Below are 26,677 nucleotides of genomic sequence, written 5' to 3' on the forward strand. Positions count from 1 at the left end.
TTTCGCCAGTCCCGCTTGACTGATGGGTTAGGCTGGTGCATGCGATAAGAATAGTAAAGGGTCATTTTTTAACCAATGCTCACTTAAATACACTAAACCAAAAGGCTCAGATTTCAACATGATGCCAGCCTCATTTACATTGATGCTTTTAATATCTGCTTCAGAAACTGCAATTAGCTCAACAATACCAATGGTTTTCCCATTCTCAAACATGACGGAATCACCAATCAAAATTTCTGAGCCATCTTGATACTTAAACATTAATGCCTAACAGTTAATATAGAGACCCATGGGTCCGTATATTAATAATTGAATGTTCGTGGAACATGGCTGCAATCCCCTGTCTTTTCTTGGTTTTATTGTTTCTCGGTCTCTATATTGAAATATTAATATAGAGACGCATCAGTCTTGTTTTTCTGATTGTAAACTATTACCTTTTTCATCACCACTATCGGAGTTAAGCTTATGGGGTCAACCACTTTCAGTTAGCCAACCACCTCGTTTATTAGAGCGTGTTTCAACCATCTGCCGTCGACGACATTTTAGTTTTAGAACTGAAGAAGCTTATATCCACTGGATTAAACGCTTTATCTTTTTCCATCAAAAACGCCATCCTGATTCAATGGGAATTCCAGAAGTCGAATCGTTTCTGAATCATCTTGCGTTTCATCGATCATGCTCGGCCTCCACCCAAACACAGGCATTAAATGCCTTGGTTTTCTTATATCAGGAAGTATTAGATAAGCCTTTAGGACAAATGAAGGGCTTGAGTCGTGTACAGCAGCGTCATCGTGTACCTGTGGTGCTGAATGTGTCCGAAGTTAAAGCATGCTTAGAAGTGATGAGTGGGACTTGTCAGTTGATTGCACAATTGATTTATGGTGCAGGTCTAAGAGTAAATGAATGCATGGGGCTGAGAGTAAAGGATTTGGATTTTGTGACAGGATCACTGAGTGTAAGAGATGGTAAAGGAGGTAAGGATCGCACTACTCTACTGCCCAGACAATTAATTGCTCCGCTAAAAAAACATTTACTTAAAGTAGCTCAGTTGCATCAGTCTGATTTGAATCGTGGGGCTGGGTTTGCTGCAATGCCAGGTGCTTTGTATAAAAAGTATCCTACAGCTTCACGTTCGCTGGCTTGGCAATATGTGTTCCCATCTAGTGTTTTACGTTTATGGAGCGATGGGAAGATGAAGGTACGCTGGCATATGTCAGATAGTACGATTCAAAAAGCATTTAAGGTGGCTTTAAAGCAGGCTAACATCCATAAGCACGCTTCAGTGCATACACTGCGTCATTCGTTTGCTACGCATCTTTTAAGTTCTGGTACCGATATTAGGACGATTCAATTGCTATTGGGGCATCGTAGCTTACAAACCACGATGATTTACACCCATGTAATTGAGGCAACAAAATTAGTCACCAGTCCTTTTGATAAACTTTAATGCTAAAACTAGTCCAAGCGGATATTAAGTTTAATGTCCGCTTTGGGTCTTGAATTCAACGGAGAAACTTAAACTTAGCGGCAACTTTGTCCCGCTTCGGCGACGTTAAAAGTACTTTATAAATCACTTTAATTTGCATAGTTCAGATAATTATAAGGGGCTCTTTTGACTGGAATACTCACTACAGACTTTTACATGGAAAAAGCTCTCTTATTTCATCCTCAAATCAGATCTTCTAGACACTTGCGCTACAGAATATGTTATCGGAGCTTTCTTATAATACCAAAAATTCATGTTTAATTTGGTACAATGACTCAAGTGTCGGCTCCCCTAACTCCTTGAGGCTTAGAATTAGCAGGACAGCGAAAGAAGGTACTTAGCTTTCGTGAGAAGCGCAGCTCAGCGAGGTCGCCTAACGGCAGCTGCGTACCACTGGTTCCTCGCCTATTTTCCTACTTAGAATCATCAGCCGCTTTGTTTCATGATTTCTTCTTTGAGCATTTCAGGTATATCAAGTACGCACTGGCTATGAACAGGATAACCAGTCCAAATCCCATGAATACTAAAAAAAGTGGGTTATTCATTTTTTCAGTTAATCGTGTTTAATTAGTTGCCATTATTACGTCTCAAAGGCGTCTAGTAAACTAGTGGCGATTCAGTATTTGAGTATTTCTGAACTTTAAATTTATTAACTATATAAAACTTTTATATTAGTGATTCCCTCATCGCTTTGTACTCCATAGCTTGAATAATATTTGCTGCCGTCGGCTAACTCATAGATTTCAATATTACTTTCACTCTCTTCATTTTTAAGTCGCCCAACGCTTAGCTTCACTAAAGGATTCATACTCCACGACGCAGTTCTATTAATGTATGGAGGGGATACTAAATATATTGACCTAATAGTTATTTTTGGTTGATTTAATAAATCACTAATTTGGGATGATCTGGATAATAAGAAAGTAGACGATATCGTATCAAGTCCATCCATGAATTTACAGTCAGCATAAAACCAAAGGGCATTAACCATTAATTCAGCATAACTCCATAAACTTTCGCCAGTACCTTTCCACTGTAAAGGTAATTTAGCGCTATCAATAGTTTGGAACATAAATATCCAGAAACAATAAAATGAACACTATAGATTGTAGTCCTTTAGTGTTCGATTTGGCTAGATGGAGGTCTAAATAACTGGGCCTTTATATGGATATTAAAGATGCATTTGCGATAGCATTAAAACAAGCTAGAACAGCCAATAAACTAACACAAGAAGACTTTTCTAATATTTCTAGCCGCACTTATGTAAGCTCACTTGAACGGGGGCTGAAAAACCCAACGTTGGATAAAATTGAAGATTTGGCCAGCGTAATAGGATTACATCCTCTATCGCTAATTACTCTGGCATATATGATCGGAAGAAACGACCTAGACACCACAGAACTATTTAAAGTGGTGTCTGAAGAGTTGGCTCAAATGCATGTGTGAAAAATGTATTCGAAATTTACTATTCAATCAGATTACGGATTTCAATTATTACTAACGTAAAAACACGACCTATACAAATCCACAACTATGCCCGGAATAGATCTAGGCTTCTGGCTACGTAAATCTGTGAATATTTAAAAGATAGCAAGCCGAATATGAAAAGAATTCAATTTCATAGCTATGGAGGTCTAGAAGAAATGCAGAGAGAGGTGTGAAGTTCCCTTGCTTTAGCAAAAGTTTCTTAAACTACTCCTGCAAAAATAAGTTGTACGGGGTAAATACGGCTTAAAGGTGCCTAGTAAACCAATGACAGTTCAAACATACACTTAGATTTATCTGCTCTCTTATTTTTGATATGGAAACTTGATAGCTATAACTTTGTTTTCCATTATGATGTCAGCCAATCTTCTAGCTTCAGACTTTAGAAGCTCAATTTGCGCTTGCTGCGTTTTGATTATAGCTTCAAGTTGGGCTACTTTTTGCCCCTCCTTATCTGCCTTCACCTTCCAAACTCTTAACTCTTCTCTATTTAAATAGAGACGCTCTTCAAAACTCAAATCCTTTTGCCCATTGGGCTTGATATGCTTGACACTAACATCATCAAGATTAGCCTCCTTCCTATTAACCTTTATTTTCTTAAGCTCATCTAAGGGCCACTTTCTGTTATTAATTGTTCCTCGATTTACTAAAGCCAGCTTAGCTAAAACTGACTGTGTAGGTTTGCATTTAGGGTTTAATCTTATCTTTTCTATTGCATCCCGAATCCTGTTTGTAACTTCATGAAAATCTTGTTGATTTTTTTCCTCAAGTGCTTGAGGTAAATTAGACATTTTCTTAGGTTTACTCAATCTCTTCACCTAAACCTTTAATCACCTGTGTGGCTTCTTCCGCTGCAGCCAAATGAACATCTTTAGCATACGCCATTGCTTCATCAGCAACCATTGTTAAATTATGCTCTAGGATTTTTTTCCATTGCGGCAAGTGAGTTTTGGTAATCACCGCCTGATGACATCTTCCTGGATTACATTGCAGAGATCCAATACAAGGACTTAACTCTCGTGTACCATCCTTCAACAGCCTATCTCTCCGACCACCACAATAACCTGTACCTACACTGGCAAATGGCAAACCCTGTTTCGCCAGATGCTTTATGACCTCTTCAGTGCTCCATCCTTGTGCGGCCATACCTTCAAAATATATCTTACGGCGCTCTCTAAACTCTTGTGCGCCACCTCCAGACACCGGCATATTTGGGTCATACAAGGATTGCGCAGCCTCCAAATATGCATTAGATGTTCTCATGGCTCGTTGAGTCGAAATATCTGCAATGTTCCCATACATTAAGGTTACTGATGGAGGCAATGCATTTAAGGCTGTGTAAAGGTGCTTCATTTGATGTGCAATAAACATTAAACCAACATCGGCCCTTGCTAATTGGTTTGCTAATGTATGCCTGAGCTGATGTAAATTAATTACCCATTCACTCCATCTTTTTGATGTATCGATATTCCTCAAATAATTGTTTATTGCTCCAGCTAATCCAGTAAGAGTCATTGGTTTAGGGTTAACACCAATAGGGACAGTTTCCCTCCCTGAAATTAAGAAATGATTGAATGTTACCTTAGATATCTCCTCCAGACACTTTAATGCATCGCGCATAATAGGTATGGCAGGCCACAAGTCTTTGCCTTCTATCTTGCTGTCATCCTCGCCCTTTACGTGTGTACCCTTAAGCACATATACACCATGATGTTTCGTAATACAGCCTAATTGAAAAGTCGTTAAATCGCTATACCTGGCTCCTGTATACAGACCAATAACGGTATAAGCCGCTGTCTGAACGTTATATAAGTAATCGAGCACATCACTCAAATATAACCCATATTTTTCTTTGAATTGTCTTCTTAGCTCGAGCGTGCCGTAGTGCGGTTTAACTTTCAACTCATGTGCGATGTTTCGATCTAGAGTACGAATCCTCACATAATCCTCGAACATTTCTGCGCCATTCGGTATCTCAAATACTTTGTAATTTTGGATATCTATTTCTAAACTATCCTCGGATTCGATACCTCGCCATTTTAAAAAACCTCGAACATCGGAACATGCACGATTAGAAAGAAATCTGAATAATTCATTCGGCATGACCGGATTGTATTCAGGTCGTTTCTTGGCATACTTGAAATCCAGCGCCATTACTTCAGCCCATTTCCATTTAACTGATTTTCCAAAACATCTAGAAATTACTCCTGTAGCTAAGTACATCAGGCCTCTTTTTAACGAAGACCCATCTCTGAATACAGAGTCAGTCAAGGCCCTTTTAATATCAATTAAAGTAATATCAGTTATAGATTGAATATGCGTCAATGAGGACGTACTAGAGAGTTTAAGTAAGATACTTTCCCTATAGATAGCAGAGAAAAGGCGGGCTAATGCTCTAAATGCAACTACTACAGTCTGAGGCTTCACCCCCTTAGATGTGGTACTGAACACCCCCGGGACTAAATAATAAATCGCTGTAAACACCTTCAATTCGTAGATCATTTGATCCGGTAAGATATAAAGCTCTTGCTCGGAATTCCCCCCAATATAATTATCCCAGTCAATTTGAAGTCGTGTTTTAGGCGTAGAGGTTTGTCGAATCAGAGCTTCATCATAGAAATCCCAAAATCTACTACCAAACGTTGATTTTTTGGTAATCTGGAAGTTTTCATCGAACACAAACTTACCACTCATAACAGCCTGAACGTCAATGATTGGAGAAATTTCAATCATGTTCCACTCCATGATAAATAAGAGGATCAACAATTACATCGATGGTTTCGGAAAGCTCAATTGCCCACTCAATATCACTAGCACTGAACTCGCTTTTGTCAGAATCAAACAATTGATTCAGTAGTTCTAATGTTTTATCGTAGTGCTCCGCATTAGGGAGATTTTGAATATTATTTTGTTGAATACTCAATAGCTGAGCACGATATGCTGCCAATACAGGTAAATGCTGCCTGAGAACAATAACATTTTTACAAAACAGACACATATTAAATCTGACGCAGGGTGCTCCTTCGACATAATCTTGCGATTTTTTAACCCATTCAGGTGGGTCGAATGTATTTTTGCAGTCGGAAATCAACCCTTTATAGAATTTAACTGGCTTCTCACTATTTAAATCCTCTTTGGTAGAATTACAATCCGATGTAAATGTGATTCTGTTTTCTCTAATTTTTTGTAGTGCCTCTAGAACTTCACCCCTTATGTGAATATCAACTTTGTTTCGATTTACATATGAAAGCGTTGTCGAAATATTTTTATGGCGGGCAACTTGCTGAATTTCGAAAAGATCCCGACCTTCAAGTGCCATACTGGTAAGTTTAGTTGACCGAAAGCGCACAAGATTAAAATCAAGCCTTCCTCCTGCATCATTTCGCATGTCATATTTTTCTGCAATTGCTCTGCACCACAGTGAAGTGGTTGCCGGAGTAAGTTGAATTGGCTTACTCCAGCTTACACGACTCCCTGATTCATAAATAAGTAGCTTGCGTTTAAGTGGATCACCCTCATCAAGACCATCTCGCATATTTTTTGTAAGTGTTATAAGCAAATCAAATGCACGTTTCACATTGATTGCTTGTTTCCGCTTCAAGGGGATTTCACTATTGCTGTCTAGTAACGACAAATGAAGTTCCAGATCTCCTCCAGATCTTTTCTTTTCGAAGACTAGATAGGGCATGCCTGTTAGTTCATGCTCATCCTGGTAAGCATCTGTGCTCAAAGCAAGCAATGAAGTTGGATTTAACCCTGTTAAATAAACTAAATTGATTACAATTGGCATAATTAACTCGCTACTAACAATTGATACTACGCCCCAACTCTTATAAACGTTCTTGATACCGCCGTGAGTACAACTTGCATGGTGATAAAATTTATTATGCGATTTATCTAAATTACAACAGCTTCCAAAGCTTGGCTTTGATTCCATTACATTCTCGAAATACCATTGGAGATTCTCAATTACCTTCCACCCATATCCTGGATCAAAATATTGCGCATTAGGATCTGCTGCAGATCTAATTCTTGGATCTCTGCCGACACCCGGTTTAAGGGGTTGATATCCAGAGATAATTTTGTGAACTAATCGCATTTCATTACTCAATGCGTTTAATATCTGGTCGAGTTCATTATCTGAATAGTCTGTATGTACCTCCGTTTCCCGTTGAGATGCACCCAAACTAGAATTTTGCATAAATTCACAAGAAAGCAATTGATACGAAATAGCATCTAACATCACCTGACGAACTGAACTTAAAAATCCTACTAATGTATGGGATTTTAGTTTGGGTAAATCTTTTGCTACGTTGCCATGTATTGCTAACGTTTGTTTCAATCTAACCAAAAAAAACTCATCAATATGCTCTTTTAGCAGAAACGGTTTATTACCGTGAATACTCTGTAAATAAATAACTATTCGATTTCTAGCTGCGATGTATGCTGATTTTCTGTCTTTAGATGAGGCCCTGTCTCGGCGACAATTAAATAGCCATAGAATCTGGGCGAATGGTTCTTCTTGTGTTGGCTCAGGGGGCAAACCATAACTATTGATATCAAACAAATGTATATTGAAGATATCACTCATTTTTCAGGCCAATCTTTTTTAGAGGTGGCAATTCCCGCTCCTTCAAGTAGGTACTCTCAAAAATGCGCTCTGACTCTTCAACCCTAGTCATTAATACCCCGGCCTTGCCATATACTTGTATTTGCTGCTGCAAAACGGGGGCTGGGATATGTGTGTAAATTTCGGTAGTTTTAATATCTGCATGGCCAAGCATTTTTTGTACAAGTAACAAGCTGTCTAAAAAATTGCCGTCTGATCTGTTTTTTAAAACAGAATAAGCAGTACCGTGTCGCAATCTATGTGCCGATACTTTCTTTTTAATTCCACATCTTTTAGCCGCATCGGAAATAAATTTCTGAATTGCTATTTTTGTTAGTTTTTCACCATAGACATTGAGGAGTGCGGGCTTTGCGTCTTCTGCCCATTTGTCTGCATACATGTAGGTTCGAGTTTTGAAATATCTATTAAGTCGAGCAATGACTGGTCTTGAAATGATTGTATATCGATCTTTTTCAACTCCACCTCGGCCCTTGACACCCCGTATCAAGATTGCAAAATACTCCTGTCCTTCCAAACAATTGTCGGTACTTGGAATGTCACTCTTGAGTATTCTAGTTACTTCCTCAACTCTAACTCCTGTATCGTAAATGAAATGAATTATTAAACGCTGAATCTCCCAATGCAATCCGCAGGACAGTTGTATTATTTCATCTGGCACCAAATATCTTGGCATCCGATTGTACGGTGTTGGAGTCCGATAAGACACGTTATGGTATAAAGACTTTTCATGAACTCGACCCGCAAACTCTGTAGTCAACCATTCCGCCAATAATTTAACTACAACTTCACATCCTCGTACCGTAGATGCACCAAGCCCACTAGTGATTAGATATCGATAAAACTCATCGATCACTATCATTTTCAATGAACGAATAGCTTGATCTATTTTCACTTGACCGTAAACAGGGTGCAACTCTAAAAAAACGCAGAAATCTTTAAGTCTACCGGCGTAGAGTTTGATAGTGCCCTGAGCTCTATTTTTGGGAGATAAGGCTAAGAAGTTGATGAAGTCAGTAGGAAGCTCTGCAATCTGCTCAGAATTGTCTAAGAACAGATAAGGACAATTTGTATCCTCAAATGAATAGTGGAGAATCATCTAGCACCTCTGTAAGGAAAGTTGTTGATGAATTACACAATTGCAACGCACTCATCCCTTAAGTTTAAGGGATAGAACTGAAGAAGAATATTAACTTAACTTATCTTTAGAGAGAACTACTAAAAACTCTGAAGGGCTAAGCTAAGAGAGATGGGGGATAGGATTGGTTGTGAAACGATTCAGTAATCCTGAAACGTCTGTCAGAAATTTATTAATGTATTGTACAAAATTACTACGGTAGATAAAAAGGAATATGTCTGCACTGCGTTGATAAAGTTGGCAACTGAGCTTAGAGCGTTGGTCAGCATCATCTGGCGCAGCCGGAGCCACATAGAACTGGAAGAAGGCATGGCACGGCGGCAGTTTCATCTGATCCACATCCGCTACGTTCCATGCTGAAACGATTAAGCGGCGTGAGTCTGGATTGTTCCTAATTGCATTCACCACCTGCGTAATCTGGTCAATGTGCGTGCCATCTGGTTTAGGCCAATTACGCCATTGGTAGCCATACACTGGGCCTAGGTTGCCATTTTCATCTGCCCACTCATCCCAGATGCGTACGCCATTTTCTTTTAAATACGCAATATTGGTACTGCCTTGCAGGAACCACAGCAGTTCATGAATAATGGATTTTAAATGTACTTTTTTGGTGGTCAGTAAGGGAAAGCCTTCTGCCAAATTAAAACGCATTTGGTAGCCAAATACAGAAACGGTACCTGTACCGGTGCGGTCTTCTTTTTTATTACCATGGTTGAGCACATGCTGCACTAAGTCGATATATTGTTTCATTCTTAACTTACCACCCAAGCTGTCGTCATGTTTGTCCCAATTAAAAACTTATTACTTTTATTGCCTAAAGCTGCACGGCGATAGCAGGCATTAGCTCATTTATAAACAGCCACATTCATACATGATGAATGTGGCTGTTTATTTAAGTGTTGTTAGCGATAAAGGTTTTGATATCTGCTGCACTAGCATCCATCACAGTAAATTTTTGCGGTAAAGATTCAATGCCATTCAAAGCGGCTGGGCGCTCTGATGCTTGTCCTAGTGCTTCCACGATAGCGTCTTCAAATTTGGCTGGCAATGCAGTCTCTAACACCACCATCGGTGTCTGTGCATCTAAATGCGCTAGTGCAACTTTAAGGCCATCTGCAGTGTGCGTATCAATTACCACCTCATATTTGGCTTTAGTTTCACGGATGGTTTGCATACGATGCGCATGGTTACTACTGCCTGACACAAAGCCATAGTCTGCAATTTTTGCAAAATATCCGTCGGCATTCAAATCAAAGCTGTTACCGCTGTCGACTTGCGTCCAAAGCGCACGCGTTTTATCGCTATCGCGCCCGACTAAATCAAACACAAAGCGCTCAAAATTAGAGGCTTTGCTGATATCCATAGAAGGACTTGAGGTGTGGTAAGTATTCGCTGAACCACGTGGGCTATACACGCCAGTTTTGAAGAACTCGTCTAATACATCGTTCTCATTAGTAGCGACTACCAGCTTATCAATTGGCAAACCCATCATACGTGCAATGTGACCGGCACATACGTTACCAAAATTGCCTGACGGCACAGAGAAGCTAACTTTTTGACTGTTATTTTGCGTAACCGCAAAGTAGCCTTTGAAGTAGTAAACCACTTGCGCCACGATACGGCCCCAGTTGATGGAGTTCACTGCGCCGATTTTGTATTGTGCTTTAAACTCTGCGTCATTCGATACCGCTTTCACCATATCTTGGCAGTCATCAAACACACCGTTCACTGCGATATTGTAGATATTGTCATCTTGCAAGCTGAACATCTGTGCAGTTTGGAAGCGGCTCATTTTCTTATGCGGTGACAGCATAAATACACGTATGCCTTTTTTACCGCGCATCGCGTATTCAGCTGCTGAGCCGGTATCACCAGAAGTTGCACCTAAGATATTGGTGGTTTTGCCTTCCTTGGTTAACACATACTCAAACAAGTTACCCAACAACTGCATTGCCATGTCTTTAAACGCTAATGTAGGGCCATTAGAAAGGCTAAGCAAATATAGGTTATCTTCAAGCTTCAGCGTTGGCGTAATATCCGCAGCGTTCTGGCCAGCACGGGTAAATGCGTACACATCAGCACGGTAAGTTTTATCAATAATCGCTTTTAAATCAGCCGCAGGAATGTCATCAACAAAGCGCGACAAGATTGCAAACGCCAAGTCAGCATAAGACAAACCACGCATTGCGGTTAAATCAGCGTCAGTGAATTGCGGATAGGTTTCTGGCAGATATAAACCACCATCTGGCGCTAAACCGCCCAATAAAATTTGGCTAAAACTTAAAGCAGGCGATTGCCCGCGTGTTGATATGTATTTCATTTAATCTCTCATACGTCCGTCATCCCACAGTGCATAGTAAGATGGCGATTAATCATTATTTTGCAAGTTCTTCCATACGAATACGCACGACTTTAGTCGTAATCGCCTCAAGCGCTTCGATCGCGGCAATTGCTGCATTCATATTTTTCTCAACAGTGATATGCGTCAAAATCACGATATCTGCTTCTGTTTCGTTTTCATCTGGCTCTTTTTGCAGCATGGCATCAATAGAGATACTGCGGTCACCTAAGATTTTAGTCACATCTGCAAGTACACCCGGTTTGTCACTCGCGCGCAAGCGTAGATAGTAAGCACTTTGCACTTCATCAATTGGTAAAATCGCTAAATCTTGCACTTGCTCCGGCTGGAACGCTAAGTAAGGTACACGCTGTGCGCTCGTTGCATCAATCAGGCGTGCAACATCCATCAAATCAGCGACCACTGCACTAGCGGTAGGCTCTGCGCCCGCGCCGGCACCGTAATAAAGCGTTGGGCCAACTGCATCACCCTTCACTACCACTGCGTTCATGGCGCCATTCACATTTGCCACCAAGCGTTTCTCTGGAATTAAAGTCGGGTGTACACGTAACTCAACGCCATTGTCAGTACGCTTAGTAATCCCAAGCAACTTCACACGGTAACCTAGTTCTTCTGCGTACTTGATATCCACCTGCTCTAATTTCGTAATGCCTTCAGTGTAAGCTTGCTCAAACTTCATCGGCATGCCAAAAGCAATGGCAGACATAATGGTCAGCTTGTGCGCGGCATCGATACCTTCCACGTCAAAAGTCGGATCAGCTTCGGCATAGCCTAAGCGCTGTGCCTCGCCTAGCACATCGGCAAAGTTCAGACCTTTTTCACGCATCTCTGTCAGGATAAAGTTAGTCGTACCATTGATAATACCAGCCACCCACTCAACACGATTAGCGCCTAGACCTTCGCGCAAAGCCTTAATAATTGGGATACCACCAGCAACCGCCGCTTCAAAAGCCACGATCACATTATTTGCTTTTGCCGCTGCAAAAATCTCGTTGCCGTGCAAAGCAATCAGTGCCTTATTGGCTGTCACAACATGTTTTTTATTAGCAATCGCTTTTAACACCAACTCACGGCTTAAGGTATAGCCGCCAATCAGTTCAACAACAACATCCACCGCTGGGTTATTGACCACGGCAAATGCATCATCAGTCACATCTGCATCTGTCGCCAACGCTTTTGCATTGGCTAAATTTCTATCTGCCACCTGTACCACATTAATTGCCACACCAGTACGGCGCGTAATTTCAGATGCATTGCGTTTTAATACTGTATATGTACCACCGCCTACTGTGCCTAAGCCCAATATCCCAACATTTAACTGTTTCAAGCTTTTGCTCCATCTAATTTTGATTCATGCTTTTTTCTGTAATTTTCTAAGAACCTAGCAATACGTTTAATCGCCTCAGTCAAATCATCCACATTCGGTAAGAACACTACGCGGAAATGATCTGGTGTTTTCCAATTAAATCCAGTGCCTTGGACTAAAAGCACTTTTTCTTCTAACAATAAATCGAGAATGAATTTCTGGTCATCTTCAATTGGATAGACTTTGGGGTCTAACCTAGGAAATAGATACATCGCCGCCTGTGGCTTAGTACAGGTTACACCAGGAATTGCGGTAAGCATTTCATACGCAATATCACGCTGCTTACACAAACGGCCTTCTGGTGCGACTAAATCTTCAATGCTTTGATACCCGCCCAATGCGGTTTGAATTGCTAACTGACCCGGAACATTGGCACACAAGCGCATAGAAGCCAGCATGTTCAGGCCTTCAATGTAATCCTTAGCATGCTTCTTCTCGCCGCTTAAAATCATCCAACCTGCACGGTAGCCGCAAGTACGGTAATTCTTGGATAAGCCATTGAACGTGACAAACAATACATCATCCGCTAGCGATGCAATCGAAGTATGCTCATTACCATCGTATAAGACTTTATCGTAAATTTCATCTGCAAAAATAACTAAACCATGATGGCGCGCAATTTCTACAATACCTTCTAAAATCTCACGTGGGTAGAGTGCCCCTGTAGGGTTGTTAGGGTTAATTACTACAATGCCGCGTGTATTCGCAGTGATTTTTGACTCGATGTCTTTAAGGTTCGGCATCCAGCCGGTTTCTTCATCACACAGATAGTGACGGGCTGTACCACCTGCCAATGTAACCGCAGCGGTCCATAAAGGATAGTCTGGCATTGGTACTAAAATCTGGTCGCCATTATTCAACAAGCCCTGCATCGACATCACGATCAACTCAGACACGCCATTACCAATAAAAATATCGTCAACGGTTACGCCTTTGATATGCTTACTTTGTGTGTAATGCATAATAGACTTGCGCGGCTCAAACAGACCTTTACTATCGGTATAACCGCCTGCTTTGGCCATGTTACGGATCACATCCTGCTGAATCTCCTCAGGTACTTCAAACCCAAAGGAGGCCGGATTGCCAATATTAAGCTTGATGATATGATGGCCGTCTTCTTCCATTTCGCGCGCACGCTGAAGTACAGGGCCGCGAATGTCATAACAGACATTGTTAAGTTTATTAGATTTATGTAAAGGCTGCATAATGCGTGAATTGGTGCTTAAAAAAGCTTATTAGTGAAAGGCATTAGTTTACATTAGAATGAGGCTTTGATTCAATTAAGCCTCAGAGAATAAAGGCAAAAATCAACAATGAAGTTACATTTAACCACCGCTGAAAATAACAACCTGATTACAGCGTATAGCGATAGCTATATAGAGATCAACAAACAACGTTATGGGCAAAACTTAATTGTGATGCCACAGACGATTGTGCTTGATTGGCATGCGGAAAATGTGAGCTCGTTAGAAAACAATCACTTCCAAGAAATAATCAAATTAAAGCCAGAAGTGGTGCTGCTCGGCACGGGCAAAACGCATCTGTTTTTGCACCCAAAGAACCATCAAATACTTACCGAGCATGGAATTGCACTTGAATGCATGACTACAGCAGCGGCCTGTCGCACCTATAACATCTTAATGAGTGAAGGCAGGCTTGTTGCCGCTGCACTTATACTTTAAACAATATCCAGATCCGTATACTGTGATTCATTGTGGATATTGCCGATAGCAAAGTTTACCTCTCATTAATGATGCATACGAGCCTCTAGAGTGAAAAACCAGCTCTACCAGCAACACAAAAGCTAAATAGAGAAAGACACACATATTGCAGTAATCAATGACGTAACACTGAATAATACAGTTATTAACTTTACAGTATGCATTTGAGACCATAACAGCAACCCTGTGATGGAGAGCAGGATAAAACTAGCCGCTATCGAGTCTGCAATCAATACCCAGATTATATTTACACCGACAGCCATATGAAGCCGTGTAAGCGTGCCTACTATAGTGGAGTCAGCATTCTCTAAATTAATTACTTTACTCCCTGCAAAATATTCTGCATTAATTGCTCTATCTGGCCGGTGTAGGCTAATAGCCCAACGTTCTGGTTGTTTGACTTTAACATCATTCCAAATCACCTCTTTGCTAGGTTCGACTTTAATGAACGCTGCTTGAGAAACTTTAAAGTTCATCTTTTGCGCAATCCATGCTGCCAATAACTCTGGAGTTTCAAAATTTTCATTAGGTAATTGCATTTCAATTACTTTTTGTACAGATTTTTGTACTGGCAACTTCATCACTACGCGATGATTCATGATAATGCCAGTGACGCCAAATAGCACCCCTAGTAGCGCCCCCCACAAACCTAGATAGATGTGAGTTTTCCTCAACCATATCAAGAAATTAGCACGCTTACTGCGCCCACGTAGAGGACGGTGCGAACTTGTTGAGTGAGTGGTTGTATTTATAGTTTTTAATTTAATATCAGCTTGCATCAGTTACTCAGATCTGTCGAGGTAATAGGTCTTAATTTGTACATTAGAAATCTACAGTTGCAGATAACATAAGGGTGCGGGGAGCCCCTATTGAAACTCCGCTATAAGAAGCAACCCCTGACCAGTAATCTCGGTCGAACACATTTAATACATTTGCACGTAAAGTCGTCGCATGCCCTGTGATAGCCGTTGTATAGCGCGCGCCCAAATCAAATCGAGTCCAAGATGCTAGCTCCTGAGTATTGGCCTGATTAACATACTGTTTGTCAGTAAAAGTAATCGCCCCATTTACTGTTAATCCTGGCACCCAAGATGTATCCCATTCCAAACCTAGATTGGCCTGAGACGAGGGAACACCAATAGGTGTTTTCCCCCGTGTTGCTACATTGTTGGTTTTTGTAAGTTCAGCATCAAAAAAGGTTGCACCGCTCAACAGCCTCACTCCAGGAGTAACCTCACCGATAATATTGAACTCCAAACCTCGGTTACGTTGCTCCGCATCAACAGCAAACACACCGTTAGTTAACTGACCACTAGGTTTCTCGATTTGGAACAGACTTAAAGTGCTGATAAATCGTCCATGATCAATCTTGACACCTACTTCACGCTGCTTAGTTTTATATGGTGCGAAACTCTGACCAGCGTTTGTAGCAGTTAATGGCGCGATATCACCGCGACTAAGCCCTTCGATATAATTTCCATAAAAAGCCACGTGTTGCCAAGGCTTAATGACTATTCCAGCCAAAGGTGTTAATGCATCGTCTTTATATGCGCTGGTAACAGCACCATTTGTACTGAAATTCTTAGACTCCACTTGTTGCTTTCTAACCCCCAAAGTGATCAACAAACGTTCATTTAACAGCGACATTGCATCAGCAAGCGCTACTCCTTGAAGTTTAGATTCGGATAATTTAGGCGTTGATGGTGATGCAATATTTTGATCGGGCTGATTAATTGGCGAATATAGATTCGATAAAACTGCGGCACCATTTCTTGAGCCACGATCTATGCGGTCTTCATATAGACTTGTTTGTAATGTAACTGCATGGGTAATTGCAGCAGAATCGAATTGTGTTCTGATACCAGCGTCGTAAGATGCTCTGTGTATATTAAATATGAAGTTTCCTGGTGTAGAGCTTGTATCGCCTTTTCTATTAAGAATGGTTGGTGTACCAAAAGTTCTCTCAACATCAGTATGCGCTCCGCCAGCACTTGCAAACACGGTAGTAGTGCTGGTTAAATCAAACTCAGTCTTTAATAATGCTGATCGGTCATGCACATTGGCATACTCCCATTTTTGTGTAACATTGCGCTGCCCATCGGGTGCGGAAGGTAAACCCACGCCATTTGCCACTAGAAATGGGCGAGACGGTGCATTGATATCTTCTTTTTGATTTAACAAATCTAGAGATGCTCTGAAACGATCTCCAGAGTAATCTAACGCTAAAGCACCAACGAAAGCCTCCCTAGATTGATTATCGAGCGGAGTATCGCCCTCATAAATACTCCCATTAAAACGCACTCCAAATTGACGGTCTTCACCTAAACGTCGACTTATATCTACATGACCTCCCAGTTGAGATTTTGTAGCATAAGACGTAGTTAACCGAGTTAAATCTTTATTCGCTGCACGTTTAGGAACTATGTTAATCACACCACCCACAGCACTATTCGGTGACATGCCATATAGCAATGCTGCAGGCCCCTTTATCACCTCAATACGTTCTGCATAGTCAGTAAAAATTCGATAATTAGGAGCGACACCATATACACCATCAAAAGCAATTTCACCTGCATTACCTTCTCCAATCGGAAAGCCGCGAATAAAAAAGGAATCGAATAACCCTCCCGTTTGTCCAGAAGATCTAACTCCTGCATCTTTGGAAAGCACCTCTGCTGCAGTCATCGCTTGCTGGTTTTCTATCATTTCGCTTGTGTAGCTAGATATGCTGAACGGCGCATTTAATAATGTAGTATTTCCCAACAATCCAAGGCGGCCACCATTAGCAATCTGACCGCCAGCATAAGCTGGTGGCAGTGAATTAGGATCCACCTTAGCATTTACCTTGATCTCAGATAAAGTCTCTGTGTATTCATTTTTCATTTCCAACTCAGCGGCAATTGACTGTAAAGGGTAATAAGACAATAAGGTAGAGATAACGGATAAATGCAAAATATTTTTTTTATTCAATTTAGCAGACCTTTGATAATAAGATTTATTCTCATATTGTAAATGAGAATCATTATTATTACAAAGCAATACTAAATTTAAATTGGTTTACCTTTAACTAGGTCGCCATAATATTTAAGTAGGACAGGTGACCAACGCTTGAGTTAAGCGGCGACCTTAGACATGACACTTGAATCAGGAATAAGCCAAAAATACAATCAGCCTCATAAGCAGAAAATGCCCACGAAAATGAAATATTGGAGGTAAAGTAACTGGGGGTACCACTTTCTTGTTACAACGCTTATGCACCGTACTATTCGATAGCTGGGCAGCTAACTGCGTCTCTTAATATGAACGGTAACTTGATGAGCTGCGAGCTAGTAAGCTATGCAAACAAGGTATCTTAGCGAAACAATTAGTCTTTTGTGGCCGCTTTCAAAACTGCGCTCAATACCCCTGGGAACTTGCTTTCCACTTCTTCAAGCCGTAAGGAGTTCATGTGCTCAGTCCCCTCAATCAAGGTCTCAACCAGACCTGCGCTACGAAGAATTTTGAAGTGATGCGACATGCTGGATTTAGGGCGATTCAGATTAATTTCCCCGCACGTTAGTTTTTTACCTGCCTGCGCAAGCAGGATAACAATTTCCAGGCGTGTGGGATCAGCCAGAGCATACATAATGTCCGTTAATTCGACCTGCTCTATCGTAGGGTGTTTGATTTGTCGCATGGGATTAATTTAACACATCTCTTTACAATATTCTATAGTTCTATTATATTCGAACAATAGTATTAATTATTGAATTTCAACTTAAGGATAATCATGAATAATTTATTTTCACCTTACCAACTAAAAGGTGTGACGTTAAAGAACAGAATCGCCATACCGCCTATGTGTCAATACATGGCAGATAATGGATTAGCTAACGATTGGCACAAAGTGCACTATGCTAGCTTGGCGCGTGGCGGTAGTGCTCTGGTGATAGTAGAAGCAACCGCTGTAGCACCCGAGGGGCGTATCACCCCGCATTGCCTAGGCATTTGGAATGATGAGCAAGCTGAGCAACTGCGCGAAATCGCCTCAGCAATCAAGGCGGCCGGCGCTATTCCAGGCATTCAGATTGCGCACGCAGGGCGTAAAGCCAGCGCCAATATTCCATGGGAAGGTGACGACCATATCCCCGCTGACAATCCAGATGCATGGCCAACCATCGCCCCATCCGCTCTAGCATTCGGCGGCGATCTTGCACGCGTCCCGTCTGAAATGACAGTCGCCGATATCAAACGCGTACAAAATGACTTTGTTCTAGCAGCAGAACGCGCGCGCGATGCAGGGTTTGAATGGCTAGAATTGCATCTTGCACACGGCTATATGGGGCAAAGCTTTTTCTCGCCACACTCAAATCAGAGAACAGATGAGTATGGAGGCAGTTATGAGAACCGAGCCAGATTCAGCAATGAGATGATCTCAGCGGTAAGAGAGGTTTGGCCAGAGCATTTGCCACTCACCGCTAGATTTGGTGTTTTGGAATATGATAATAAAGATGAAGAGACGCTGAACGAATCTATCCGATTAGTGAACGAGTGGAAGCAGATTGGGCTGGATATGCTGAGTGTCAGTGTAGGGTTTACCATTCCAGAAACCAACATCCCGTGGGGTCCTGCATTTCTGGCACCAGTTGCTGAGCGTGTCCGCAATGAAACGCAATTGCCGGTTTCATCCGCATGGGGGTTTGGTGCACCTAAAATTGCTGATCAAGCAGTGCGCAATGAGCAGCTGGATTTAGTGATGATAGGACGCGCTCACTTGGAAAACCCAAACTGGTCATATCAAGCGGCAAAAGAACTAGGTATGGAACAACCTGCTTGGGTTCTGCCTCCTCCATATGCACATTGGCTATCTAGATACAGAAGCCCAACTGCAGAGTAAGCAAGAAACTGGATTGGGTGCAATCAGAGGTTGCGCCCAATCAAGTGTTGACTACCCTATATACTGAAAGTTGTGCTGAGGTGAATATCCACTATCAGCACACCACTTACGGAGTCGGGCTTAAGGTAATCTCTAGGCCGCGATCTGTTACTTTCATCTCTTTTGGATAATATTGCGTAGTACCCACTTTGAGCGAATCTGACTTAACCGTGTAAAGATTAAGGCCATTCAAAAGCTGACTGCCAAGCATCTTTGCTACACCACCCATGGCATCGCTATACTTTGACTCTACACCATCAATCACAAAATCATCCACCGCAACCTCGTTCAGAGTCACTGAATTTGTGGTGGAATCCAATTGTAGATTGCCTGATATAGCAAGCTTGCCTGCCATCTTTTTGCCGTTGAGTTGATTCAATAATTGCGTGTCAAATTTTGTATGCATCCTGCCTGTCGCATGGTCAAACTTCACATTGGCATTGCTTAAACTAAGATCAAACACTTTAAGCAATGAGATAGGAATCACTAGCTTTTCATTCAGCTTGGATTGGATTTGCTGCTCGGAGATATAAACGGTGTGATTGGAGAAACCTGCACAACCAAATAGGAGAAAAGGAAATATGAGACCTAAGAATTTAGCTTTGAAACCCATACTTCCTCATCCAAATAACAACTAAAAATCCATTACAGATTTTTCGTAGACAACGTCAGTGTCGCATTAGTGCCACCAAAACCAAAACTGTTAGATAGTGCTGTTTCAATTTTTACGTTTTCAATCGGCGTACGAACGATGTTCAAACCCTCAGCTGCCGGATCTAAGGTTTCGATATTGGCTGAAGCTGCAATAAAGTTATTTTCCATCATTAGCAACGTATAAATCGCCTCATTTACACCAGCAGCACCTAAGGCATGGCCAGACAATGATTTAGTTGAAGCAATAGCAGGGCTTTGGTTTAAACCACTTTCACCGAACACTTCACGAATCGCTTCCAGCTCTTTTGTATCGCCAACCGGGGTGCTTGTACCGTGGGTATTGATATAGTCAACTGGGCCTTCTACGCCTTCTAACGCCAAACGCATACAGCGCACTGCGCCCTCGCCTGAAGGCGCCACCATATCGTAACCATCTGAAGTTGCACCATAACCAACGACTTCTGCGTAGATTTTTGCACCGCGTGCTTTAGCATGCTCATACTCTTCTAGCACTAAGATGCCACCGCCACCAGAAATCACGAAACCATCACGGTTTGCATCATAAGTTCTTGAAGCTTTTTCTGGGGTATCGTTGTATTTACTAGACATTGCACCCATAGCATCAAACAAATAAGACAAAGTCCAATGCTCTTCTTCACCACCGCCTGCAAAAACGATGTCTTGTTTGCCTAACTGAATTTGCTCAGCACCAGCACCAATACAATGCGCACTAGTAGAACAGGCGGAACTAATACCATAATTCACGCCTTTAATTTTTGCACCAGTTGCTAAGGTTGCCACAATGCCGCTACACATGGCTTTAGTCACCATATAAGGGCCTACGCGGCGGATGCCTTTTTCAGCTAAAACGGCATTGCTTTGTTCGATACTGTCAGTTGATGGACCACCACCACCGACAATAATGCCAGTACGTACATTAGAAACAAGGTCTTCGCCTAAGCTAGCATCAGCAATCGCTTCTTGCAGTGCTAACCATGCATAAGCATGGCCTTTGCCCATAAAGCGCAATAGCTTGCGGTCAATCAACGACTCGATATCAAGATTTTTAATTGAGCCTGCTACATGCGAACGTAACCCACGCTCAGCGTATTCAGGTTGATGAGTGATGCCAGATCTGCCATGACGCAGGCTATCCAAAACTTCAGCTTTATTGTTCCCTAGACTGGAAACAATCCCCATTCCAGTAATGACGACACGACGCATTATCGTGTACTCCTATAAAAATAAAAAGTTACCAAAGGAAGCAGGAGTATGCGGCGGCTACGCAATCGAATTGCTGCGCTTGCACGATTACTCCGTATTTCATAAATTTTAATTGAATATATTTTAACTGATTGTAACTAAAAGGTTAAAAGTTATCTGTACGCGTAAACAAACCAACGCGTAAGTCTGTTGCAACATAAATCTCGCGGCCATCAATCTGCATAGTAGCATCAGCAATCCCCATGACCAGTTTACGCATAATAACGCGTTTTAAATCAATGGTATAAGTTGCTTTTTTAGCAGTTGGCAGTACTTGACCTGTGAACTTAACCTCACCTGCACCTAATGCACGACCACGGCCAGGACCACCCATCCATCCTAGATAAAAGCCCACAAGTTGCCACATCGCATCCAAACCTAAACAGCCTGGCATCACTGGGTCACCAGTAAAATGGCAATCAAAAAACCATAAATTAGGCGTGATATCCAGCTCAGCAATGATTTGACCATTGCCATATTTACCACCCTCTTCAGTAATAGAAACGATACGATCAAACATCAACATTGGCGGCAAAGGCAATTGCGCATTGCCCTCACCAAACATTTCACCGCGACCACATTTGAGTAATTCTTCTTTTGTGAAACTATTTTGTCTTTGCATAATTTTGACTTTGTAAATGAGTTTTTAAACGTCTATTTGAACCCAATCAAGCGATGAATAATCAAGGCACTTGATCTAACTTTCGCTATTTTCGCTGGAAAACCATTTTTACGAAAGCGATATTCACTTTTTATTGCTACTTTTATTCACTTTTTAACGTTTTCATTTCATATTTAGGATATATTTTAATAAAGGGGTATACAGATCTGTTTACCCCTTCGATAAAAACGTTTACCATGTGTTTAAGTTCTATTACAACCATTTCAAAAAATACAGGAATTCTCAATGAGTGATGTTCAACTAGCTGATTGGCGCAACCATGCGCTTACCTTAGAGTCTGAAGTCAATAAAGTTGTGGTTGGCCAACAAACGCCAATTAGACTAATTACCACTTCAATTTTTGCCCGTGGTCACGTATTGCTTGAAGGTGACGTGGGTGTAGGTAAAACCACACTGCTACGTGCTTTTACACGCGGCATTGGCGGTGGCTACCAGCGGATTGAAGGCACCATTGACTTAATGCCTAACGACTTGGTTTACCATACTTACCTGGGTGAAGATGGCAAACCGCATGTGAGCCCAGGCCCATTGCTGATGTCTGGCGAGAATCTATCTGTATTCTTCTTTAATGAAATCAACCGTGCGCGTCCGCAGGTTCACTCATTATTACTGCGCGTGATGGCTGAGCGTAGCCTGTCCGCCTTCAATACCGAACATTACTTTCCACACATGATTGTGTTTGCTGACCGTAACCAAGTGGAAAAAGAAGAAACTTTTGAGATTCCGTCCGCAGCACGTGATCGCTTTATGATGGAAATTCCAATTGTGGTGCCAAACGATGATGCCATCATGGAAGCTTTGGTGTTTGACACTAAATTCCATAATGTAGATGCACTGGTCGATACCGTAAAACCTGATGTACTGCAATTTGATGAGCTCAATGCATTTTCAAGTGTGATTCAAAACAGCATTGAAGCCAGCGACACGCTGAAAAGATATGCCCTGAACCTATGGAAAGCAACTAAAGCCCCGCTGGATTACGGTGTAAAGGTTTCTGGCGTAGACATGAACCGTCTGGTGCTTTCAGGCGCCAGCCCGCGCGGCATGAGTATGATGCTGCGAGCAGCGCGTGTAAATGCGTGGCTAAACAACCGAAATGCAGTTCTGCCGGATGACATTCATGCAGTGTTTCACTCCACTATTGCACATCGCTTGGTATTTAGCCCAGTGTATGAAATGCGCCGCACTGAGATTGCGCGTGAAATGCTCTCAGGTATTGTGAACGCAGTCGCTGCGCCATAACTACGGCCAATCTAGCAGGTGACACTGCCGTTACAACAAACCTGCTAGATCTTAAGACTGGGTTATCAAGTCAGTAAGGGAAAGACGAAATAAGTCGATGAGCATGATGCAGCACGAGATGCACGGGATACAGCAGCCTAAATAGTACAAGTTGCACAACTAGGTTATGAGTAACGCAACCGTTGCATTTTCCAGCGCAGATACTCAGCTCATATTTCCGTAAAGAATGGTGTTAAAAGTAACCCACCTATTGGATTTTTATGTTGGATTTTTATGATTGAAAATATTAAATCTTTTGACTATCACATTAGCTGGAGATCGCGCGGTCGCCATCCTGGTCGCCATGCCAGCACGCAACGTGGCATGGGGATGGAGTTTCGTGGGCACACCACCCTGCTGTCTTACCCAGACCCGCGTCGTATCGATATTCGCCAAACCATACGCGACCCGCTGGAGCAAGTGTATGTTCGCTTGTTTAACCAGAAAAGTGCCACCCCAGTTTATGTTATCTGTGACTTATCGGGCAGTATGAACTTTGGTGCAAAAAAAAGAAAAATCAAATTAGCCGCAGAAATAGCAGAGTCAATTGCACAATCCGCAAGTGAGCATCATGACCCGTTTGGCTTTATCGGCTTTGATGAAAAAGTACGTGAGGATTGGATTAGCACAACCTCTTTCAAGTCTCACCATGCAATTACAATGGCAGAGTCATTAAAAGACTTCCACCCAGCACAGGTAAACTGCAATGGCATTACAGAAGTTTACCGCTATCTGCCACGCGAACGTTCACTGGTGTTTTTGATTTCAGACTTCCACATGCCGAACAGCTTGCTGGAGAGTGCATTATCTAACCTGTTGCGCCATCATATTGTACCGATGGTGTTATGGGACTCTGCAGAATATAGAAACTTGCCAGAATTTGGCTTAGTCAATGTAGATGATGCGGAAACTGGCGAAAAACGCACCTTATTTTTGCGCAAAGAGTTACGCGAAAAAATCGTGCAGTCCTTTGAAAGTAGACGCAATGAAATATACGAGCTTTTTATGCGCTTCGACATGCCGCCTTTTTATGTAGAAGGTGAGTTTGACGCAGACTCGCTGACAGAATACTTTCATCAATTTGTAGCCGCTTAAATCACTTAAAAAATCATCATGACAAAATATTTTAGAGACCTATTACTCGCCGCCATTCTAAGCATTACCTCGCTTCAGGCACTGGCACTTGATAGTCAAAACCTGCCTGATGTGGATGAAGGCATAGTTAGCATTAGTACCGTAGACCCCTTTAAGCGGGTTGGATATACCGTTGGGGATGTGATTGAAAGAGAAGTCACACTAACCATCAAAGCACCGTACAAACTGGTAGAGACCTCGCTACCGATTGTTGGCTACGAGAAGCGCTACAAAGGTAAAGTGATTGGGATTGAGCTAAAAGAGATTCAGCATAGCAAAGTAGAGCATAAAGATTACGCCACGCACCAACTTAAACTTGCTTACCAAGTGTTTACCAACAGCGTTGTTGCCAAAAATGCCGCACTTGGCCCTGAGTATTTGCAATTAGTGAACACCAAAAATAGCAAACAGTTGGTCAAATATCGTGTGCCTAGCCTGGATATTGCGGTTTCACCGATCGCAATTTTTGGCCAAGTTAAAGTAGAAAACAATATGAGCACGTTTCTTGAGCCTTTACTGTTAAAGAATGATCAAGAAAAAACCAGACTGAAACTTGCAGCTGGTGCGCTGGTATTGAGCCTGCTTGCATTACTCTACATTTTTGGTAAGCACGCATGGCTGCCGCGCATGGGGGGGAACTTTGCTAAAACTTACCGTGCAATTAAAAAACTACCACACAACGATGAAGGCCTAAAACAAGCAGTGGCTGCAGTACATCATGCCTTTAACCAGACCGCGAAAGTCAGTGTTTTTAACGGCAATGTAGATGAGTTCCTCGCAAGCAACCCGAACTTCCTACATATCAAAAATGAAATATCACAGTTCTTTGGATTATCTCGCCAAGTGTATTTTGAGCCCAGCGCAGTGCACAGCGTAGGTAGCAACCCGACACTGTGGCTATTGAAATTCACCAAGCAATGCCGTGACTGCGAACGCGGCTTAATTCCAACCACCAACAGGGCTGGAGTTTAACCATGGCTTTTTCTCATCCATGGGTATTATGGCTGCTCCCTTTAGCACTTTTACCTTTGCTATTACAGCGTGCGCATGCCAAGCACTATTCTTGGGTAGATATGCTCCCTGCAGATCCACTCTCGAATCTGATTGGTCTAATTTTAAAAATATTAGCAGTCTTAACACTCATTTTTATTATATTAGGCTTAGCCGCACCGCATACCACCGAGCAAAAAGTGGAGCGTATTGGTGTTGGCGCACAAATCGCGCTGGTATTAGATCGCAGTGCCAGTATGGATGATCCATTTTCTGGCACTACAGACCATAATGGCAACACCACGGTCGGCGAAACTAAGTCCGTCGCGGCAGCTAGACTGATTACTGAATTTGTGAAGTCACGTCAGCAGGATATGTTTGGCATGATTACCTTTAGTAACTCTGCCATGTATGTGTTGCCACTGAGTGAAAATAAAAAAGCCGTGATTGCAGCAGTGCAGGCAACCGCAGGTAACGCACTATTTCAAACCAATATTGGCAGTGGTTTAACCAGTAGCGCAGGACTGTTTGATAAAGTCACTGACTCAGGTTCACGTGCGGTTATCCTGCTCTCAGACGGTGCCGGACGGATAGATGCTGATACACAGCAAAAAATCCGGGACTGGTTTCAACGCCTAAACATTAGCTTATATTGGATAGTGTTACGCCAGCCTGGCGGACTCAGTATTTTTGACCCGAACTTTGTTCCGGTGGAAGACCAGCCCTTACCTGCACAAATTGAGCTGCACGAGTATTTCCAGACATTTAAAACACCATTTAAAGCTTATGAGGCAGAAGACCCTAAATCACTGCAATTAGCCATGAATGATATTAACAATCGTGAGAAGAAGCCCATTAAATACGTTGAGAAAGTTCCGGGGCGAGAGTACACAAACATTTGCTTTATGATTGCCACAATCATGATTGCACTATTACTGGCCGTTAAAAGAATAGAGGTAACGACATGGCATTAGCTATTAAAACAACCATAGCCAACTTTATTTCATTAAAAAAATTAACACACTTTTTTAATGTAAAAGTCCTATCATGGCTCTTCATCATCATTGCACTGCTAGCCAGCACTGCTTGCATCTACTACTTTAATCGCATTCAGCAGATTGATGCATTTAACACTGCAATCAGCACAGGCAAACAGCCTAAAACTGATTTGCAAAGCTTTGAAGCTAAATTCTCAACTGCTTATTGGCTGGCAAAAAATGAACGCTACAAAGAGTCTACCCTGCTCTTTAATAAAGCGCTGAATGGCGCAACCATAGAGCAAAAAGCAGCGATTCAATATAACCTAGGCAATATCTTTTTCAGGCGTGGGCTGGCAATCGCGGGCACCAACATGACAGTACATGATGAAGCCGAATACCTGCTCAACCAAGCTAAAAAGGCTTACCAGCTTTCTTTAAGGCAAGACAATAGCAACTGGAGAGCAAGGCATAATTTAGACCGTCTGTTGACTATGCTACCAGAGAACCCGACACCAGGGGCTGGTGAAGGCGATTCACCAGGCTTAATCATGGGCAACATCCCGGTAGGCTTACCTTAAAGCTAAGGCTGAATAACT

Annotated in this window: 24 protein-coding genes and 1 pseudogene; 9 read left to right on the forward strand and 16 right to left on the reverse strand. The window is 42.1% G+C overall.

Annotated elements, in window-relative coordinates; translation table 11 throughout:
• Window positions 1-27: 27 nt before the first annotated feature.
• Entirely contained in the window at window positions 28-261 is a 234-nt protein-coding gene (locus C3Y98_RS08715) for a hypothetical protein (RefSeq protein WP_135276237.1), read from the reverse strand.
• A 130-nt stretch (window positions 262-391) separates the two neighbouring features.
• On the opposite strand from C3Y98_RS08715, the gene C3Y98_RS08720 reads away from it, so the two are divergent.
• The gene (locus C3Y98_RS08720; RefSeq protein WP_135278219.1) at window positions 392-1,447 is read left to right on the forward strand and encodes an integron integrase; all 1,056 of its coding nucleotides are present in this window, start codon (window positions 392-394) and stop codon (window positions 1,445-1,447) included.
• A gap of 688 nt (window positions 1,448-2,135) precedes the next feature.
• Here the strand turns inward: C3Y98_RS08720 and C3Y98_RS08725 are convergent.
• Window positions 2,136-2,558: a hypothetical protein gene (locus C3Y98_RS08725; RefSeq protein ID WP_135278220.1), complete on the reverse strand. Its 423-nt coding sequence runs from the start codon at window positions 2,556-2,558 to the stop codon at window positions 2,136-2,138.
• A 92-nt stretch (window positions 2,559-2,650) separates the two neighbouring features.
• Here C3Y98_RS08725 and C3Y98_RS08730 point away from each other — a divergent pair, with 92 nt between their 5' ends.
• Window positions 2,651-2,932 (forward strand): helix-turn-helix domain-containing protein, encoded by a 282-nt coding sequence (locus C3Y98_RS08730; RefSeq protein WP_135278221.1) that lies wholly within the window; start codon window positions 2,651-2,653, stop codon window positions 2,930-2,932.
• 344 nt (window positions 2,933-3,276) lie between these two features.
• On the opposite strand, the gene C3Y98_RS08735 is transcribed toward C3Y98_RS08730, so the two are convergent.
• From C3Y98_RS08735 to C3Y98_RS08770, 8 genes and pseudogenes are all read right to left on the reverse strand, one after another.
• On the reverse strand, window positions 3,277-3,780 hold the full coding sequence (locus C3Y98_RS08735; protein ID WP_135278222.1) for a hypothetical protein: 504 nt from the start codon (window positions 3,778-3,780) through the stop codon (window positions 3,277-3,279).
• Entirely contained in the window at window positions 3,773-5,704 is a 1,932-nt protein-coding gene (locus C3Y98_RS08740) for a tyrosine-type recombinase/integrase (RefSeq protein ID WP_167759927.1), read from the reverse strand. The genes C3Y98_RS08735 and C3Y98_RS08740 overlap by 8 nt, the downstream gene beginning before the upstream one ends.
• On the reverse strand, window positions 5,697-7,562 hold the full coding sequence (locus C3Y98_RS08745) for a site-specific integrase (RefSeq protein WP_135278224.1): 1,866 nt from the start codon (window positions 7,560-7,562) through the stop codon (window positions 5,697-5,699). The genes C3Y98_RS08740 and C3Y98_RS08745 overlap by 8 nt, the downstream gene beginning before the upstream one ends.
• Window positions 7,555-8,697, reverse strand: coding sequence for a tyrosine-type recombinase/integrase (locus C3Y98_RS08750; protein ID WP_135278225.1), 1,143 nt, complete (start codon window positions 8,695-8,697; stop codon window positions 7,555-7,557). Before C3Y98_RS08750 ends, C3Y98_RS08745 begins: the two co-directional genes overlap by 8 nt.
• Before the next feature lie 183 nt (window positions 8,698-8,880).
• Window positions 8,881-9,486 (reverse strand): annotated as a pseudogene (gene thyA / locus C3Y98_RS08755) (thymidylate synthase); the annotation flags it as partial.
• 142 nt (window positions 9,487-9,628) lie between these two features.
• On the reverse strand, window positions 9,629-11,056 hold the full coding sequence (thrC, locus tag C3Y98_RS08760; protein ID WP_135278226.1) for a threonine synthase: 1,428 nt from the start codon (window positions 11,054-11,056) through the stop codon (window positions 9,629-9,631).
• Between the two features lie 55 nt (window positions 11,057-11,111).
• Window positions 11,112-12,422 (reverse strand): homoserine dehydrogenase, encoded by a 1,311-nt coding sequence (locus C3Y98_RS08765; RefSeq protein WP_135278227.1) that lies wholly within the window; start codon window positions 12,420-12,422, stop codon window positions 11,112-11,114.
• On the reverse strand, window positions 12,419-13,666 hold the full coding sequence (locus tag C3Y98_RS08770; RefSeq protein WP_135278228.1) for a pyridoxal phosphate-dependent aminotransferase: 1,248 nt from the start codon (window positions 13,664-13,666) through the stop codon (window positions 12,419-12,421). The genes C3Y98_RS08765 and C3Y98_RS08770 overlap by 4 nt, the downstream gene beginning before the upstream one ends.
• 108 nt (window positions 13,667-13,774) lie before the next feature.
• On the opposite strand from C3Y98_RS08770, the gene C3Y98_RS08775 reads away from it, so the two are divergent.
• A complete protein-coding gene (locus C3Y98_RS08775; protein WP_135278229.1) occupies window positions 13,775-14,143 on the forward strand; it encodes an Mth938-like domain-containing protein in 369 nt (122 codons plus the stop codon).
• Window positions 14,144-14,265: 122 nt separating this feature from the next.
• On the opposite strand, the gene C3Y98_RS08780 is transcribed toward C3Y98_RS08775, so the two are convergent.
• The 3 genes from C3Y98_RS08780 to C3Y98_RS08790 form a co-directional block, all read right to left on the reverse strand.
• Window positions 14,266-14,961, reverse strand: a complete 696-nt coding sequence (locus tag C3Y98_RS08780) for a PepSY-associated TM helix domain-containing protein (protein WP_135278230.1) — start codon at window positions 14,959-14,961, stop codon at window positions 14,266-14,268.
• A 43-nt stretch (window positions 14,962-15,004) separates the two neighbouring features.
• Window positions 15,005-17,152 carry a TonB-dependent receptor gene (locus tag C3Y98_RS08785; RefSeq protein ID WP_209308776.1) on the reverse strand — a complete coding sequence of 716 codons (2,148 nt, stop codon included), beginning with the start codon at window positions 17,150-17,152 and terminating at the stop codon, window positions 15,005-15,007.
• Between the two features lie 394 nt (window positions 17,153-17,546).
• Window positions 17,547-17,858: an ArsR/SmtB family transcription factor gene (locus C3Y98_RS08790; RefSeq protein WP_135278231.1), complete on the reverse strand. Its 312-nt coding sequence runs from the start codon at window positions 17,856-17,858 to the stop codon at window positions 17,547-17,549.
• Between the two features lie 93 nt (window positions 17,859-17,951).
• Here C3Y98_RS08790 and C3Y98_RS08795 point away from each other — a divergent pair, with 93 nt between their 5' ends.
• Window positions 17,952-19,058, forward strand: a complete 1,107-nt coding sequence (locus tag C3Y98_RS08795) for an NADH:flavin oxidoreductase/NADH oxidase (RefSeq protein ID WP_135278232.1) — start codon at window positions 17,952-17,954, stop codon at window positions 19,056-19,058.
• Window positions 19,059-19,164: 106 nt separating this feature from the next.
• On the opposite strand, the gene C3Y98_RS08800 is transcribed toward C3Y98_RS08795, so the two are convergent.
• The 3 genes from C3Y98_RS08800 to fabA form a co-directional block, all read right to left on the reverse strand.
• Entirely contained in the window at window positions 19,165-19,710 is a 546-nt protein-coding gene (locus tag C3Y98_RS08800; RefSeq protein WP_135278233.1) for a DUF1439 domain-containing protein, read from the reverse strand.
• 32 nt (window positions 19,711-19,742) lie between these two features.
• Entirely contained in the window at window positions 19,743-20,975 is a 1,233-nt protein-coding gene (gene fabB / locus C3Y98_RS08805) for a beta-ketoacyl-ACP synthase I (RefSeq protein ID WP_135278234.1), read from the reverse strand.
• Window positions 20,976-21,120: 145 nt separating this feature from the next.
• Window positions 21,121-21,636, reverse strand: coding sequence for a 3-hydroxyacyl-[acyl-carrier-protein] dehydratase FabA (fabA, locus tag C3Y98_RS08810; protein WP_015832479.1), 516 nt, complete (start codon window positions 21,634-21,636; stop codon window positions 21,121-21,123).
• A gap of 285 nt (window positions 21,637-21,921) precedes the next feature.
• Between fabA and C3Y98_RS08815 the strand changes: the two genes are divergently transcribed.
• The 5 genes from C3Y98_RS08815 (at window position 21,922) to C3Y98_RS08835 (ending at window position 26,659) form a co-directional block, all read left to right on the forward strand.
• Window positions 21,922-22,938 carry an AAA family ATPase gene (locus tag C3Y98_RS08815; protein WP_135278235.1) on the forward strand — a complete coding sequence of 339 codons (1,017 nt, stop codon included), beginning with the start codon at window positions 21,922-21,924 and terminating at the stop codon, window positions 22,936-22,938.
• 273 nt (window positions 22,939-23,211) lie between these two features.
• A complete protein-coding gene (locus tag C3Y98_RS08820) occupies window positions 23,212-24,072 on the forward strand; it encodes a DUF58 domain-containing protein (protein WP_135278236.1) in 861 nt (286 codons plus the stop codon).
• A gap of 18 nt (window positions 24,073-24,090) precedes the next feature.
• Window positions 24,091-25,083 (forward strand): hypothetical protein, encoded by a 993-nt coding sequence (locus C3Y98_RS08825; protein ID WP_135278237.1) that lies wholly within the window; start codon window positions 24,091-24,093, stop codon window positions 25,081-25,083.
• Between the two features lie 2 nt (window positions 25,084-25,085).
• A complete protein-coding gene (locus tag C3Y98_RS08830) occupies window positions 25,086-26,075 on the forward strand; it encodes a vWA domain-containing protein (protein WP_135278238.1) in 990 nt (329 codons plus the stop codon).
• Window positions 26,066-26,659 (forward strand): hypothetical protein, encoded by a 594-nt coding sequence (locus C3Y98_RS08835; RefSeq protein ID WP_135278239.1) that lies wholly within the window; start codon window positions 26,066-26,068, stop codon window positions 26,657-26,659. The genes C3Y98_RS08830 and C3Y98_RS08835 overlap by 10 nt, the downstream gene beginning before the upstream one ends.
• Window positions 26,660-26,677 lie beyond the last annotated feature (18 nt).

Source organism: Methylotenera oryzisoli, from assembly GCF_004661485.1.
Lineage (GTDB): Bacteria > Pseudomonadota > Gammaproteobacteria > Burkholderiales > Methylophilaceae > Methylotenera > Methylotenera oryzisoli.

What these genes read in the sequence shown, in the direction of transcription:
- fabB (WP_135278234.1), bottom strand. Translation starts at nt 20,975, where the DNA reads ATGCGTCGTGTCGTCATTACTGGAATGGGGATTGTTTCCAGTCTAGGG.
- fabA (WP_015832479.1), bottom strand. Translation starts at nt 21,636, where the DNA reads ATGCAAAGACAAAATAGTTTCACAAAAGAAGAATTACTCAAATGTGGT.
- C3Y98_RS08750 (WP_135278225.1), bottom strand. Translation starts at nt 8,697, where the DNA reads ATGATTCTCCACTATTCATTTGAGGATACAAATTGTCCTTATCTGTTC.
- C3Y98_RS08815 (WP_135278235.1), top strand. Translation starts at nt 21,922, where the DNA reads ATGAGTGATGTTCAACTAGCTGATTGGCGCAACCATGCGCTTACCTTA.
- C3Y98_RS08770 (WP_135278228.1), bottom strand. Translation starts at nt 13,666, where the DNA reads ATGCAGCCTTTACATAAATCTAATAAACTTAACAATGTCTGTTATGAC.
- C3Y98_RS08715 (WP_135276237.1), bottom strand. Translation starts at nt 261, where the DNA reads ATGTTTAAGTATCAAGATGGCTCAGAAATTTTGATTGGTGATTCCGTC.
- C3Y98_RS08740 (WP_167759927.1), bottom strand. Translation starts at nt 5,704, where the DNA reads ATGATTGAAATTTCTCCAATCATTGACGTTCAGGCTGTTATGAGTGGT.
- C3Y98_RS08730 (WP_135278221.1), top strand. Translation starts at nt 2,651, where the DNA reads ATGGATATTAAAGATGCATTTGCGATAGCATTAAAACAAGCTAGAACA.
- C3Y98_RS08775 (WP_135278229.1), top strand. Translation starts at nt 13,775, where the DNA reads ATGAAGTTACATTTAACCACCGCTGAAAATAACAACCTGATTACAGCG.
- C3Y98_RS08780 (WP_135278230.1), bottom strand. Translation starts at nt 14,961, where the DNA reads ATGCAAGCTGATATTAAATTAAAAACTATAAATACAACCACTCACTCA.
- C3Y98_RS08795 (WP_135278232.1), top strand. Translation starts at nt 17,952, where the DNA reads ATGAATAATTTATTTTCACCTTACCAACTAAAAGGTGTGACGTTAAAG.
- C3Y98_RS08820 (WP_135278236.1), top strand. Translation starts at nt 23,212, where the DNA reads ATGATTGAAAATATTAAATCTTTTGACTATCACATTAGCTGGAGATCG.
- C3Y98_RS08830 (WP_135278238.1), top strand. Translation starts at nt 25,086, where the DNA reads ATGGCTTTTTCTCATCCATGGGTATTATGGCTGCTCCCTTTAGCACTT.
- C3Y98_RS08725 (WP_135278220.1), bottom strand. Translation starts at nt 2,558, where the DNA reads ATGTTCCAAACTATTGATAGCGCTAAATTACCTTTACAGTGGAAAGGT.
- C3Y98_RS08835 (WP_135278239.1), top strand. Translation starts at nt 26,066, where the DNA reads ATGGCATTAGCTATTAAAACAACCATAGCCAACTTTATTTCATTAAAA.
- thrC (WP_135278226.1), bottom strand. Translation starts at nt 11,056, where the DNA reads ATGAAATACATATCAACACGCGGGCAATCGCCTGCTTTAAGTTTTAGC.
- C3Y98_RS08825 (WP_135278237.1), top strand. Translation starts at nt 24,091, where the DNA reads ATGACAAAATATTTTAGAGACCTATTACTCGCCGCCATTCTAAGCATT.
- C3Y98_RS08745 (WP_135278224.1), bottom strand. Translation starts at nt 7,562, where the DNA reads ATGAGTGATATCTTCAATATACATTTGTTTGATATCAATAGTTATGGT.
- C3Y98_RS08800 (WP_135278233.1), bottom strand. Translation starts at nt 19,710, where the DNA reads ATGGGTTTCAAAGCTAAATTCTTAGGTCTCATATTTCCTTTTCTCCTA.
- C3Y98_RS08790 (WP_135278231.1), bottom strand. Translation starts at nt 17,858, where the DNA reads ATGCGACAAATCAAACACCCTACGATAGAGCAGGTCGAATTAACGGAC.